This is a genomic window from Treponema phagedenis (genome assembly GCF_008153345.1).
Lineage (GTDB): Bacteria > Spirochaetota > Spirochaetia > Treponematales > Treponemataceae > Treponema > Treponema phagedenis.
The window spans coordinates 1,815,815-1,829,068 of the sequence record NZ_CP042818.1; the positions used below are offsets into that span (position 1 = coordinate 1,815,815).

9 protein-coding genes are annotated in these 13,254 nt (G+C 41.4%); 3 read left to right on the forward strand and 6 right to left on the reverse strand.

The genetic code is table 11. From position 1 onward, the window contains the following. Positions 1-175: 175 nt before the first annotated feature. From FUT79_RS08010 to lepB, 3 genes are read right to left on the reverse strand one after another with little or no spacing between them, the layout of a single operon-like run. Positions 176-2,080 carry a motility associated factor glycosyltransferase family protein gene (locus FUT79_RS08010; protein WP_148889476.1) on the reverse strand — a complete coding sequence of 635 codons (1,905 nt, stop codon included), beginning with the start codon at positions 2,078-2,080 and terminating at the stop codon, positions 176-178. Continuing rightward, on the reverse strand, positions 2,061-3,932 hold the full coding sequence (locus tag FUT79_RS08015) for a penicillin-binding protein (protein WP_024752638.1): 1,872 nt from the start codon (positions 3,930-3,932) through the stop codon (positions 2,061-2,063). Before FUT79_RS08015 ends, FUT79_RS08010 begins: the two co-directional genes overlap by 20 nt. Continuing rightward, positions 3,929-4,456, reverse strand: a complete 528-nt coding sequence (gene lepB / locus FUT79_RS08020) for a signal peptidase I (protein ID WP_052335711.1) — start codon at positions 4,454-4,456, stop codon at positions 3,929-3,931. Before lepB ends, FUT79_RS08015 begins: the two co-directional genes overlap by 4 nt. A 786-nt stretch (positions 4,457-5,242) precedes the next feature. Here lepB and FUT79_RS08025 point away from each other — a divergent pair. Beyond that, positions 5,243-6,910 carry a putative manganese-dependent inorganic diphosphatase gene (locus FUT79_RS08025; protein WP_024752641.1) on the forward strand — a complete coding sequence of 556 codons (1,668 nt, stop codon included), beginning with the start codon at positions 5,243-5,245 and terminating at the stop codon, positions 6,908-6,910. 319 nt (positions 6,911-7,229) lie between these two features. Here the strand turns inward: FUT79_RS08025 and rsmD are convergent, their stop codons facing one another. The 3 genes from rsmD to lnt all read right to left on the reverse strand — a co-directional run bounded on the left by rsmD (position 7,230) and on the right by lnt (position 11,300). Beyond that, positions 7,230-7,763, reverse strand: coding sequence for a 16S rRNA (guanine(966)-N(2))-methyltransferase RsmD (gene rsmD, locus FUT79_RS08030; protein ID WP_002698512.1), 534 nt, complete (start codon positions 7,761-7,763; stop codon positions 7,230-7,232). After that, positions 7,760-9,046, reverse strand: a complete 1,287-nt coding sequence (locus FUT79_RS08035) for an FAD-dependent oxidoreductase (RefSeq protein WP_002698513.1) — start codon at positions 9,044-9,046, stop codon at positions 7,760-7,762. Before FUT79_RS08035 ends, rsmD begins: the two co-directional genes overlap by 4 nt. A 586-nt stretch (positions 9,047-9,632) precedes the next feature. Continuing rightward, a complete protein-coding gene (gene lnt, locus FUT79_RS08040) occupies positions 9,633-11,300 on the reverse strand; it encodes an apolipoprotein N-acyltransferase (protein ID WP_044634967.1) in 1,668 nt (555 codons plus the stop codon). 62 nt (positions 11,301-11,362) lie between these two features. Here lnt and FUT79_RS08045 point away from each other — a divergent pair, with 62 nt between their 5' ends. After that, positions 11,363-12,517 carry a galactokinase gene (locus tag FUT79_RS08045; protein ID WP_024752413.1) on the forward strand — a complete coding sequence of 385 codons (1,155 nt, stop codon included), beginning with the start codon at positions 11,363-11,365 and terminating at the stop codon, positions 12,515-12,517. Beyond that, positions 12,514-13,254, forward strand: a complete 741-nt coding sequence (surE, locus tag FUT79_RS08050) for a 5'/3'-nucleotidase SurE (protein WP_002700450.1) — start codon at positions 12,514-12,516, stop codon at positions 13,252-13,254. Before FUT79_RS08045 ends, surE begins: the two co-directional genes overlap by 4 nt.

The window sequence follows — 13,254 nt, forward strand, 5'->3', positions numbered from 1 at the left end:
CGTGCCCGTTCTGAGTTTGCCGTCCATGGCAAAAACTAAACCTTGCGAGTTTTAAAGTTTTGCAAACAAGTCTTACTTTAAAACACCGTTTGGCATTGTGCTGATTTTGCCGAGGCATAAAGCCGATGCGCTTGCAATGTTTGAACGGCAAGACAAAACCAATAAAAAAGAGGCGTTAATAGTTTTTTTTAAGTTCATATAAAAGTTGCTCGGCGGCTTTTCGGATGCAGGTGTAGGTATCCAAAACTTTTTCAAGGTAGGGAAGTTTTGTATTTGAGGCGGTAATAAAAAAGAGCGAGGATAGGATGTTTTTTGCAAAACTTTGTTCAAGCACACGTTCTTTTTTTGTAAGAAGCGGCAAGCCGGTTTGCGAATCTTGCTTTTGCCGCGCCTGTTCCGCAAATAAAATAATTTCTTTTGCGATGTTGATGATATGCAACAGTTCTTTATTCAGATTTTTTTTTGCGGCAAGGAGAAGCTCTGTGTTGTGCAGCTTTTCTGCGGCACCATAGGAGTTTGCGGCAATGCACGCTTCAATTATTGTATCCATGTGTTGGCGTAGAGTATCTACGCTGAGCATTGCTTCAAATTCTTTAAACTTGAGGGGATGAATGCCGGTAATTTTCATGCCCTGCGGTTCAAGGTTATAGGTTTTAATGCCGGAATCTTGCAAACTGCGGTTTTCAAACCACCACGAGTAGAGTTTGTATGCTTTTCCGCTTAGCACTTTTTCTCCGGTATAACTTTCGGTATATTCAGGAATACTTGCATACAGTGCTTTATACGCCTCCGTTTCCGCAGGGCAAGTACGAAAAGAGTGCAGATGCGTCCGCTCTTCAAAGGTGCTGCCCTTAAAGTGCGTTTGTTTTTTGGGAAAGGCAAGGTCAAGTCCGGCAAAAACAATGTTGCGTGCTCCAAGATACGCGGCAAAATCCCATGCGCTTGTTGCAACGGATCCGCCTTCCGCAAGAGCATCGCAAATGCCAAGTTGTTTTTCAAAGTATTGCCCGAGCGGCACCGAGGAGGCTGAAAGAAAAATACCCTTACAGGAAAGGCGCAAAACAGCGGGAAAAACGTTGGTGTTGGTAACTAATACGGTGTTCGGCAGCGCAGTGCCCGCAATATGCAGAAAGTTCCAGTATTGTGGGTCAAAAACCAGAAGAAAATGCGGTTCAATACCTACCCGTACGCAAGCTTTTAAAGCAGTGTCTACCGCAATCACGAGGCAGTTTTTTTGAATGCCGGCAAGCTTAGGCAAAAGCTCATCTAAACTCGGACCGCCGGCAATTATCAGACAGGGTTGTTCTTTAAAGCGATTTTTGAATGCCGCAATCGAGGGCAGATCCGGCAGACGCGGAATATTTTTTACCGTATTTTTTAACCAAAGTAATCCAAAGCGTTTGAGCGTTGCGGCATTGATTTTCTCTTTTGAAAGAATACGTTTTTTTACCTCTGCAAAATCTTTGAACCAGCCGGCGCTTACTTCCTGAGCAGGAATACCATTAAACATCGGCATTGCAAGACTCACCGATTCCATTCCGCTGTCATGACTCTCACTGACCTCGGCATCGGTTTCAAAATCATTGATAAAAAATGCAGCATCTTCCGCAGGTGTTCCCGGCAGAATGCTCAAACGTTCGTGCCGCAACAGGGCTTGCAAAGGGCGGCTTGCTAAAAAAAGAATGAAAATAAAAATATCCGGCTCTATAATGAGGATTGAGGAGGACGGATGTTTTTTTGCAAAAAGTTCAACAGTGTAGCCAAGGCCGAGTCCTAAAAAACAACAGGATTTTTCCGTCTCTTCCGTAGAGAAAAACGGTGTTTGCAAAGTTTGTTCGGCTTCTCGTAAGGGATTGTATTTTGAGTGCAGATATTTACCATTTACACGCAGCGTCGGTGCAGGCGGATTAAGTTGGCGAGTATTCTCAAGCCGATAGTTTTCGGGGATTTGCTTTAGTAAAACAGCGCAATTTTCTTTTTCGCTAAGCCCCATCGTTTTTGCCAAATCGGGAAACCGCTGCGTAAAAACTTGAGCGTTTGCGGTTAAAATTTCGATTGTATTATCTAAGGTCAAGCTCAATCGTCATTCCTTTGGTAACGGGCATACCTGCATCAGGCTTTTGTGCAACCACATAGCCCTCTCCCCTTATTATCACAGTAATATCTTTTCTATTGGTAAGCTCGGCAAGCAGGCGTTTCGGTTTTCCGATAAGATTGGGCATTGTGACTCCGATTTCGACCGACTGCACCGAGGAAACAGGGATAAGCCCCGAATGACTTACCACCGGCGCATTGGTACGCAGCATGCCGCGGTAATCGATAATTTCATTTGCTGCTTTTGAAATTGCGGGAGCCGCAATCAGCTCACCGTATGTTTGCCCTACCGGTTTAATTACCACCATGTATAAAATAATTTCAGGGTTATTTGCAGGAAAAATCCCCATGCAGCTTGCAACATAATCCGTTTTGCTGTAGCCGCGACCGTTTGTATTTGCCATCTGTGCGGTACCTGTTTTTACCGCAATAGGAACACCGCCTACCAACGCTCGGTGTCCGGTTCCCTCCTCCGCGGCGGTTTGCATATAACTTAAAACGGTTTTTGCAACTTGCGCGGAAATAACCTGTTCTCGCGGCTTGTTTTTATGCGTATACACACAAGCGCCCTCAGAAGTATAAATCTTATGTAAAAGAGAAAGCTTTAAAGGAATACCGCCGTTCGTCAACGCGGTTGCCGCTTCCACCATTTGTAAGGCGGAAACTCCGATCTCCTGCCCCATCGCAATTGTATGCTTGGTTCGATACGACCAACGATCCAAGGGCGCAAAAAGTCCTGCTGTTTCTCCGGGAAGCTCTATTTCCGTTTTTGTTCCGAACCCAAACCCGCGCAGTTTTTCATTAAACAAAGCGGCATCTGTTTTATCGCTGATTTGCGCAGTGCCGTCATTACAGGATAGGCGGATAATGTCTCGCGGGGTTACTTTTCCATGCACCCGCAAACAAGTAATGGCATTCGGTTTTTGTCCTTCTCGAAGAGCATACGGAGTAAACAAAAATTTCCCGTCACAAGTATAGCTCTCTCCATCATAGGTTGAGCCGAGTTCAAGGAAGCTCGCCATAGAAAAAACTTTAAACACCGAGCCGGGCTCATAAATAAAATAGGCAGGGCGATCAAACCGTTGTTCTTCGGTACTGTTTGTAAAGTCTGAAAGATTTGCACAAGGCAGATTAACGTATGAAAGCATCTGCCCGGTTTTTGCATCTACCGCTAAAAACATAAGCCCTTCAGCCTTTGTCTCTTTCATTGTCTGCTCGCCAATTTTTTCCATTATATATTGAATATTACTATCAATGGAAAGCATGATGTTATAACCTGAACCGGTATACCCTTGTATAGTCGGCGGCGGAGAAAGAAGATTTTGCAAAGAATATTCAACCCCGCTTAAACCTTTCCCGTCATCTCCGAGATAGCCTACAACTGTTGAAGCAAGACTGTTTTCCGGATAAGTACGGTTATGTATTGCTTCCAACCGAAAACCGCTTAATTTATTATCTTTCAAAGCTTTCGCTATCATTTCCATTTCGGTTTCACTCATTTTCTTTTTTAAATACATAAAGTTTGAGCGAGAAGTCTTTAATTTTTCCGTAAGCTCCGAGACATCTACATCTAAAATCGGCGCAAGTACTGTTGCCGCAGCCGAATTATCTGTAATAAGATTCTTATTTGCAATAAGATTATACAAGGTAGTTTCGACCGCTAAAATTTTTCCGTTTCGATCAAGAATAGAACCGCGCGCAGTTACAATCATCGGCTCTTTAATTTCAGGCTCTCTGAAAAGCATGTATTTTGCATACTGAAATACCAATAATGCAAAACAAAGAAAAAGAAAAAGAATAAAAGCTGCCAACCTCTTTTTATTAATAACCGTATTCACCGCGCAAATGCCTTCCCATAAATACTGTCAATTGAAACAAAACCATAATCGCGAGAATCCTCCGATTCGGAAGCATTATCTCCTAAAGCCAAGAGGCTCCCCTTAGGAACAAAAGAGCGAAATTCTCTGTTTCCACAAAGATTTTTAAATTGTAAAGAGGTAAGAGGAACTGATTTTTCTTCAATTATAAGCTTATACATTCTGTCTGTACTATAATCGGAATGCGGTAAAAATTCCAGAGGCTGATTTGCCGTTGCAGCACATCGTTTAATAACAAAACGATTGTGCATTACATAAACGATAATGTCATTTTTTTTCGGATATGCCCAACGAATAAGATACCGATTTGAAAAAGGCATTTTTATTCCGTATGCAAGTTTAAAAAGAATGATTCTCTTTCCGCTATAAAGCGTAGGTTTCATGGAATTCCCCACAACTTTTTTTACATCAAGGCAACAAGACTTCAATAAAACAAAAAAAGAGAAAAAGCCGACCAGTATATAGATAATTTTTTTTCTTTGCATAAACAATCCGAAGAAAAACTATATCAAAGAATAAAAGGAAAATCTATATAAATTCATTTTCTTTCACGATAAGAACATGAAAACTCTTCTCAATAACACAGCGAATAATCAGCCGATAAAAGGTCAGTAAAACATTTTTATAAAAAAGAGTTCGACACTACGGTTTCATTTTGCCGTCCGTGGCAAAATGAAGCCTATGAGTTTGAAAACTTCTGTTTATATAGCTGTGGTAGTTTTCAAACTCAATTCTGTTTAGAACCACCGCCGTCCGTGCCCGTTCTGAGTTTTTGACGTCCTTGTCAAAAACTAAGCCACGAGTTTTAAAGCTTTGCAAATTACTTTGCTTTAAAACATCGTTTCTGCATGGAACCACCGCCACGCCCTGATTTTTAGTATTCTTGATTAAATCAATGCTGCGAGTTTAAAAACTCCTATATTATGTCGGTGTGGTAGTTTTTAAACATCGTTTTACATTGTTCTGAGTTTTGTCATCCGTGGCAAAACTCAGAACCTTGCGAGTTTTAAAGCTTTGTAAACTATTTTGCTTTAAAACGTCGCTGCTGCGTGGAACCACGGGCGTCCGTGCCCGTTCTGATTTTGAAAACGGTGAGCAATTTACCATAGGAATACTTAAATCCGCAGTCCCTTATTGTTGATACTCCGATTTTTATAACAGGAAGTTAATTACAAAACGCTGCACGCAGCATCCGCAAAAATGAGTTTTTTTAATACCTGCGTTTTAACAAAAGAATTGCAAACTTCATGAAAATAGGATATACTATCAATATGAGAGCACAACCAACAGAAAAAAAAATTTATGTTATTGGTCATAGAAATCCAGATACGGATTCGGTCGTTGCCGCTGCAGCTTATGCAAATTTTAAACAATTACAAGGAGTAAAAAATTGTTTTGCCGCGCGAGCAGGAAAGCCCACTCCTCAAACAGAATATATTTTTAATAGATTCAAGGTTCCGATGCCTGAGCTTATTCCTGATCTCATTCCGAAGGTGCAGTATTATTACAAGCAGCCCGTAATCAGTGTCAAAGAAAGCGCTTCTCTTTGGGAAGCATTAAAAAAGATAGAAGCGGAGAGAATTAGAGTGTTGCCGGTTATTACCGAAGACGGCACTTTTCATTCAATTTTACATTATAGTGCTTTTGCACAGAAAATATTACAAATGGTAAATCCGCAGCAAAAAACTGTGGTGCAAACCAGTTTAAATCTTCTTTCTTCGGTAATAGATGCGCAGGTTATTTTATCCTATAAGCCTGATGAGCTTAAAAAAAGTCCAATTCTTATTGCAGGATCCGAATTTTCTACTTTTTGCGAGCATCTGAAAATGAATATTCCGGAAAATACTATTGTCCTTTCCGGAGATCGCAGAGATATACAGGAATATGCGATAAAAAGCAATGTGCGGATTTTAATCTGTACGGGTGGGATTGTATTATCCAAAGAATTGCGCAGCTTGGCTGAAAAGCATAAAGTATCGGTTATTATCAGTCCTTATGACACGCTTTCTACAGCCCTTTTGCTGATTTATTCAATGCCGGTTACCGGTGCATCTTCTCAGGAAATTACTCCCTTACGCAGTGAAACTACCGTGAAAAAAGCGGCAACAATGCTTGCCGATGCGCCGGCAAAAACACTTCCTGTCGTTGACAACGACAATAAAGTGATAGGAATTGTAACCGAAGGAGACATTTATCGAGAAGCGAATATTGAAATTATTTTGGTTGATCATAATGAGCAGACGCAGGCAGTTGAAGGTGTAGAAAATTTTAAAATAATAGAAATTATCGATCATCATAGAGTCGGAAATATGCCCACAAAGCATCCGATAACGTTCATCAATAAGCCGGTCGGTGCAACCTGCACGATAATTGCAAATCTTTATCGGGAACAACGTATTCCTCTTGACTATAATATTGCCGGTATTTTACTTTGCGGAATTCTTGCGGATACACTTATGCTTCAATCGGCAACAACTACCGATATCGACCGGAATACCGCAGAATATCTTGCAAATATTACCAATATTGATCTGGAAACCCTCGGGAAGGAACTGCTTAATGTGGCAAGTAATATTGCGGGCAGAAGTGCAGATCAGTTGATTCACCAAGACATGAAAGAGTACCACGAAGGTTCAATAAGCTTTACAGTCAGCCAGATTGAGGTAGAAGATCAATCGCAGGTGCTTGAAAGAAAGCAGGAATTTATCGATGTGCTTGAAGCGGAACGGCAAAAAGGTGATAAGCTTTTTGCCGCTCTGATGATAACAAACATTACCTATCTTACAAGTTTCTTACTTATTGCTGCAAAGCCTGATTTTTTATCGCAAATAACGGTACCGAAGCAAGAAGAATCGGTGTATGTATTAAAAAGCATTGTTTCGCGTAAAAAGCAGCTGATGCCGCTCCTATCCGAAATACTGGCAGCTTACGGAGTGTAAAAAATACAGTCAAAGGGCTCGACAGCCCTTTGACGTACCTCATGCAATACATTATGAACTGTATCGCCGCTTTTACAGGAACATCCGACTCATCGGGTATTATTTCGGCGGTAAATTGTAGAAGTATCTCGCATAAGGTTTTGTAATTAGCTTCCATGTATGTATTAATCTATATATAGTCAAAGTACCAACAGGAGACTTGAGGATTCGCCATCCCTATGGTAAATTACACACCGTTGCGCCGTGTCGGACTCTTTTTATAATAGGAGTTTTAAAACTCGCAGGTTTTGTTTTGCTACGGACGATAAAACCAAACCGCCTACACACTCTTTTGATAAAAATCTACAATTGATCTGCCGTATATACGCTGATCGACTCTTTGCAGGGAGCCGATGCGATCGGGTAATTCTTTTTCTTTTGGGCGATGCATCAGGACTAAGCCTTTATCACATAAGACTGAAGATTCTCCGATACTGTACAGCAAGTCTTGATGGAATCGATACGGAAAGGGCGGGTCAATGTAAATAATATCAAACTGTTCTTGCGTCCGCTTCAGATAAAGTTCAACAGAGAGGTTTTTGCAGTTGATTCGTTTTTCCGCCATACTTGCGTTTTTTAACAACACGGGGAATTTTGCGGTATCTTTTTCCACAAGAACAACCGGATAGGCTCCGCGAGAATATGCCTCCAGTCCGCAAATCCCTGAACCGCTAAAAAGGTCTAAAAACGAAAGCCCGTGCAAATCTCCAAGAATGGCAAAAAGCGATTCCCGCATTCTGTCCATTGCAGGGCGAATAATGCCTTTCGGGCAGATAATCTGCCTGTTTTTCAGTGTGCCGCCGGTAATTCTCATGCCATTCCTTTTTGCAATATGCCGTCCGCCGCACGAATACCTGATGCCCATGCGCCGGTTATGCCTCGTGAAGTGCCTGCCCCATCTCCGATTAAGTAAATATCCTCATCCGCCATAAAATAGTTATTTTTAAAAAGCGGTTTATTTGCATAAAGCTTTATTTCCGGATAATATAATACGGTACTCGGATGCAAAATGCCCGGCACAATATTATCAAGTTTTTTTAGTGCCTTCCATATTGAATGCAAAAACTTTGCCGGCATTGCAAGCGTAATATCGCCCGGCGTGCAGGAAGCAAGTGAAGGCGTAAAATGAAATAAATCTCCGTTTAAGCCTTCCTTAGTGCTCCGTTTTCCCAACCTAAAATCTCCGATTCGCTGCATAATCGGATGCCCGCCGCCGGTTAGCATAACCAGCGAAGCTAAAAACTCGGCATAATCTTGTCCTGAAGCAAGCGGCTGGGTAAAATTTACCGTACGAAGCATTGCAAAGTTGACAAGCCCGTTAGATTCTCGCTTATTAGAATAAGCATGTCCGTTCACACTATAATACGTTTGCCCGTTTGCAGCGGTATATTTTTCTTGCACCACAGAGGCAGCCCCCGAATTAGTGCAAAAAGTCCTTGTTTTTTCAGGAAACAAAAACTTTGGATCATAATAATCTTCTACAATAGGATAATGTTCAATTTTTGTCTCGACTCTGACGCCAACATCAATACTGTTATCGGTATAGGGTATTTCGTTTGCTTTCATAAAATTACGCAAAAAATCAAACCCCTTTCTTCCCGGCGCAACAATAAGACTGTCATACGTAGTTGTCCGCTTACTAGTGTTTGCAATCTTTTTTTGCTTATCTATAGAAACAAGCGCTTCCTCTAATGATACTTCCACTTTTGCGTTTGCCAAACGGTCAAGTAGCTCTTTTATCAGCTTAACGCCTCCGTCAGTACCCAAATGAGATTGACGAATGGACAACAGCTTAACGCCTATTCGCTCCGCTCTCTTTTGATAAACCTCGATATTAGTACGCGGGAGAATATCAGGTTCTAAAAATTTTTCAGTTTGCTCCAAATATCGATTGGCTGTTTCTTCATTCCAATATTCAATAGGAAACCCGATAGGATAGGTAAAATTCATTTTACAATCATTTCGTAACCCGCCTGAAGAAATCTTTGCTTTATCGATAAGCAAAATAGAAATTGCAGGCTTTTTTTCAAGCAAAGCAAATGCGGCGGCGAGCCCTGCCGGACCGGTGCCGACAATTATACAATTATAATGTTTCATTAAAAAAGAACCTCAATAGTTAAAGCAGTATATGCAACCATACCTGTGCAACATTAGTATACTTTAAAAATCGTTTTACGCAAGCCCTTTTCTCCCCCACGGCAGGGCTTACGCATGCACAAGGAATGGCTGCCCCTTGAGCCCCGCTTTTAGGCGAAGTAAACTGTAAAATTAAAGCTTTAAAACTCGCAGGTTAAGTTTTGACATGGACGTCAAAAACGCAGAACGGGCACGGACGCCCGTGGTTCTACGCAACAGCGACGTTTTAAAGCAAGAGTGTTTACAAAGCTTTAAAACTCACAGGTTTGGTTTTGCCATGGACGGCAAACTCAGAACAATGTAAAACGATGTTTAAAAACTACCACACCGACATAATATAGGAGTTTTTAAACTCGCAGCACTGATTTAATCAAGAATACTAAAAATCAGGGCGTAGCGGTGGTTCCACGCAGACGGTTTAGTTTTTGACATGGACGTCAAAACTCAGAACCGCCACGGACGGCGGTGGTTCCAAACAGAAGCGACGTTTTAAAGCAAAGCAATTTGCAAAGCTTCAAAACTCGTAGGTTTGGTTTTGCCATGGACGTCAAAACCAAACCGTTGTGTCGAACTCTTTTTTAATAAACACCGACTTGTATTTCATTTCCGCGATGTTTTTTTCGGCGGATTTGAGGAGAAGGTTTTTGTGTTTTTCTTTTTTTAAAGAAAGCATACAAACTAAAAAAGTACAGAATAAAAGCAGCGGAAGCCAATCTTTGTAGCGGGCATAAAAGGTCATGGTATGAGGATACACCGGCATGGATAAAAAGAAGCCGTCCTGCACAAAAAGCGGAAGGCTTGCAATTGTTTTTCCGTAAGGATTTATTGCAACCGTGTAGCCTGAATTGGTAGAGCGAATCATAGAGGTGCGTAACTCAATCGTGCGGTACATTGCCACCGCATAGTGCTGATATTCCGCACTTGCGGTTTTTGACCATGAGTCATTGGTAAGATTTATTAAAAGCTCACTCCCCTGTTGATGAAGATGCGCGCAAACGGAGGGAAAAGCATCTTCATAGCAGATAGGAGTGGCAAAACGTACAGACTCTCCGTTTTTCGTTTGTAAGGAAAAAAGTTTGCATTCAGTGCCGGGTACCCATCCTGATGAAAAACCGACAATTGCGCTGAAAAGTTTTTTTACTAAAGGATTATTGATTCCGGGAATGTATTCGGCAAAGGGAACCATTTGCATTTTTGCATAACTTTCCGCTACGGAAGCATCAGGAAGGATCAGAGAAACGGCATTTGAATAACCGTCATTTTCAGGATCGGTAAGCAAAGGGGAGCCGCTAAACAGCGGAGTGTCAACCTCTTTCAAAAAGTCGGTAACAGGCAATTCTGCCGGTGCGATTTCGTAATAATACTTATTTTCCTGATAGGGATAGCTTAAACTGGACTCACTCCAAATAATGAGATCGGTGGGTTCTGAAGCTTCACTGATAATTCGTTTGCTCAGCAATTCACTGCTTAGCAGTATTTGCTCAAAATTGCTCATATCCCATGGATCGGCATTTTGCTGGATCACCGCAATATTGAGTTTTTTTTCAGGTTCCTGTGTATGTGTCAGTTTATACTGTCCGTAACAAATGCTGCTTAGGACAAGAAAAGCGACAAAGATAAGTGTTCGCACAAGTGGGCGCCGCGATTCTTTGGCAAAACCGTTGGAAAGTTTTACGGCAGCAAGGATTGTTTCCGCCAAGCATGCGGAAATAAGCGGTATCAAAAAAGAGATTCCCCATACGCCGGTGATATCAACAATTTGTATAAAGCGAGTTAATTTTGTTGCGCTCATTGCAACGGTTCCCCACGGGTAGCCTAAAAAACCGGTAGATTTAAAATATTCCCAAAGGCTCCATGTGAGCGCAAAGCCGAATATTCGATAGGGGATTTTTAAGCGTGAAAAATAATAAAAGGCAATTCCGAAAGGAAGCGCCAAGAAAAAATATGCAAGCGTAGAAGCGCCGAGCGTAAAAATTGCAAAATCTCCAAAATACGCAAGCCAAAAGCTTGATAAAAGATGCAAAAGCGGCACAAAAAAACCGTACATTAGCATAATCGCTTTTTTTGATTTTCCCGCAATAAAGGCAGTATAGAGAGGAATAAGCGATACAATGCCGAGTATGGAAGAACCCGAAAGCAGAAATTCATTAGGGATAGCGAGGGCTAAAAGCCCTGCAGAGCTTAAAACTGCAAAAAAATACAAAATAACGAACATAATTTTGACTCAATTTAAGCATTTTTATTGAATTGTTTCAATATAACGAGTATGATATACTTATGCAAAAAATAGTACCTTTTCATATTGATGAATATGGAGATGAGCCGGAAGCGGTAGCCATTGTTCCCGGGCGCTTTCATTTACTGGGAGAGCATACATGGTTTGCACAAGGAAATACTTTGTCAATGGCTATAAATCATTATTTATATCTTTGTGTTTCAAAAAGGACGGACAGCAACTTTAGGCTTTTTTCTCTTTCACTAAAGGAACGTAAAAAGATCTCCGCATCAAATTTACGGTACCGAAAAGAAGATCGATGGGCAAATTCCGTAAAGGCGGTTATTCTTTCGTTTATCGATAGCGGTTATCCGGTAACCGGTTTAAATTTCACGATTCTCTCCGAAATCCCCGCAGATGCCGGGTTAGGTACTCCAAATGCATTAAAGGTGGCAACCGCCTTAGCTTTACGAAAACTTTTTGCATCCAAGCTTTCCAAGGAAGCGCTTTTAGATATTCTTGAACATGCGAATGTACAGCATTTAAAAACATATCCTCACCGAGCGGACATCCTTTGTGCACTTTTTGCAAAAAGAGGTCATTGCGTTCGCACCGATCACCGAAAAAAAACAGCGGATCTATACCCGTTTCCGCTTGAAGGAAAAACTATTATTCTTACCGATTCAAGGATTCCGCGTCTGCTCGCTCGCGAAGAACTCGGCAATAGGCTGCAGCAATGTATTGAAGCATACGAACTTGTTAAAAAAAATCCTGATATACCGAAAAATATGACAAAGCTTACCGAAACAATGCTTGATGAAGTTGAAATCCCTGAATCCGTACGCCGCAGAGTGATTTATATTATTCGAGAATCGCTCAGTGTTGATGATGCCGTTGATGCCTTACAAAAAGGAGATGATTTAGTGTTTTCCCGCATTGTTAATCGATCACATGAAGGGCTACGTGACAGGTTTGAAATTTCTTGCCCTGAGCTTGACTGGCTAGTAAAGCGAGCGCTTGAATTTGTCGAACAAGAATCAAGCGATATGATTTGTTCCCGACTGACAGGGCGCGGCTTTGGCGGTTGTACATATTCAATCTTAAAAACGGAGGATGTGGAAACTTACATCGAAAAACTTAACGATTATGAAAGAATTTTCGGGTTTAAGCCCCTATATTATCGGGTAAAACCCTCAGGAGGTGCACGGATTATATGAAAATATTACTTACAAATGATGACGGATACGGCTCGGCGGGAATCCAAACACTTTTTGAACTTTTAGAAGGAAAACATGAGGTGGTGATGATTGCTCCCCACATTGATCGGTCGGCAATTTCTCATGCGATCACCATGAATGACCCTATAGAATTTATCAAAAAAGAAAAAAACATGTATACTTGTTCAGGTACCCCGGTTGACTGTGTTGCAGCCGGAATTATGAGTATTTTTAACGGAGAAAAACCTGATTTGGTGCTTTCGGGAATTAACTGCGGAGGAAATCTCGGCACGGATATTGTATTTTCCGGCACGGTGGCTGCCGCCCGTCAGGCGGTTATGCATGCGATTCCCGGAATTGCGGTGAGTTTAATGCAATCCGACAATGGAGACTACAACTTTGACGCTCTTGCAAACTTTGTACTGCAAAATCTTGACACATTAGCAAAAATGTCTTATTTCGATGTATTAGTAAATATCAACGCGAAGTCCGCTCCTTCATATTCTCACGCCTCTTTTGCCTCAATATCGCGCAGAATATTTAAATCAAAGGGTGAAATTATTACGCATGCAGAGGGAAAAAAGCAATTCTTGTATGGCGGAGGAACAATAGAAACCGAAAATGACGGAACAAGCGATTGGGATATTGTAATGAACGGCGGTATTTCTGTTTCGCAGGTATATGCACAACCTGTTTTGGACAAAAAAACTTCCGAGTCGCCTATATTTAAGTTTTAA

Excerpts from the sequence above, each read along its gene's own strand:
- surE (WP_002700450.1), top strand. The coding sequence starts at position 12,514 with ATGAAAATATTACTTACAAATGATGACGGATACGGCTCGGCGGGAATC.
- rsmD (WP_002698512.1), bottom strand. The coding sequence starts at position 7,763 with ATGAGAATTACCGGCGGCACACTGAAAAACAGGCAGATTATCTGCCCG.
- FUT79_RS08035 (WP_002698513.1), bottom strand. The coding sequence starts at position 9,046 with ATGAAACATTATAATTGTATAATTGTCGGCACCGGTCCGGCAGGGCTC.
- FUT79_RS08025 (WP_024752641.1), top strand. The coding sequence starts at position 5,243 with ATGAGAGCACAACCAACAGAAAAAAAAATTTATGTTATTGGTCATAGA.
- lnt (WP_044634967.1), bottom strand. The coding sequence starts at position 11,300 with ATGTTCGTTATTTTGTATTTTTTTGCAGTTTTAAGCTCTGCAGGGCTT.
- lepB (WP_052335711.1), bottom strand. The coding sequence starts at position 4,456 with ATGCAAAGAAAAAAAATTATCTATATACTGGTCGGCTTTTTCTCTTTT.
- FUT79_RS08045 (WP_024752413.1), top strand. The coding sequence starts at position 11,363 with ATGCAAAAAATAGTACCTTTTCATATTGATGAATATGGAGATGAGCCG.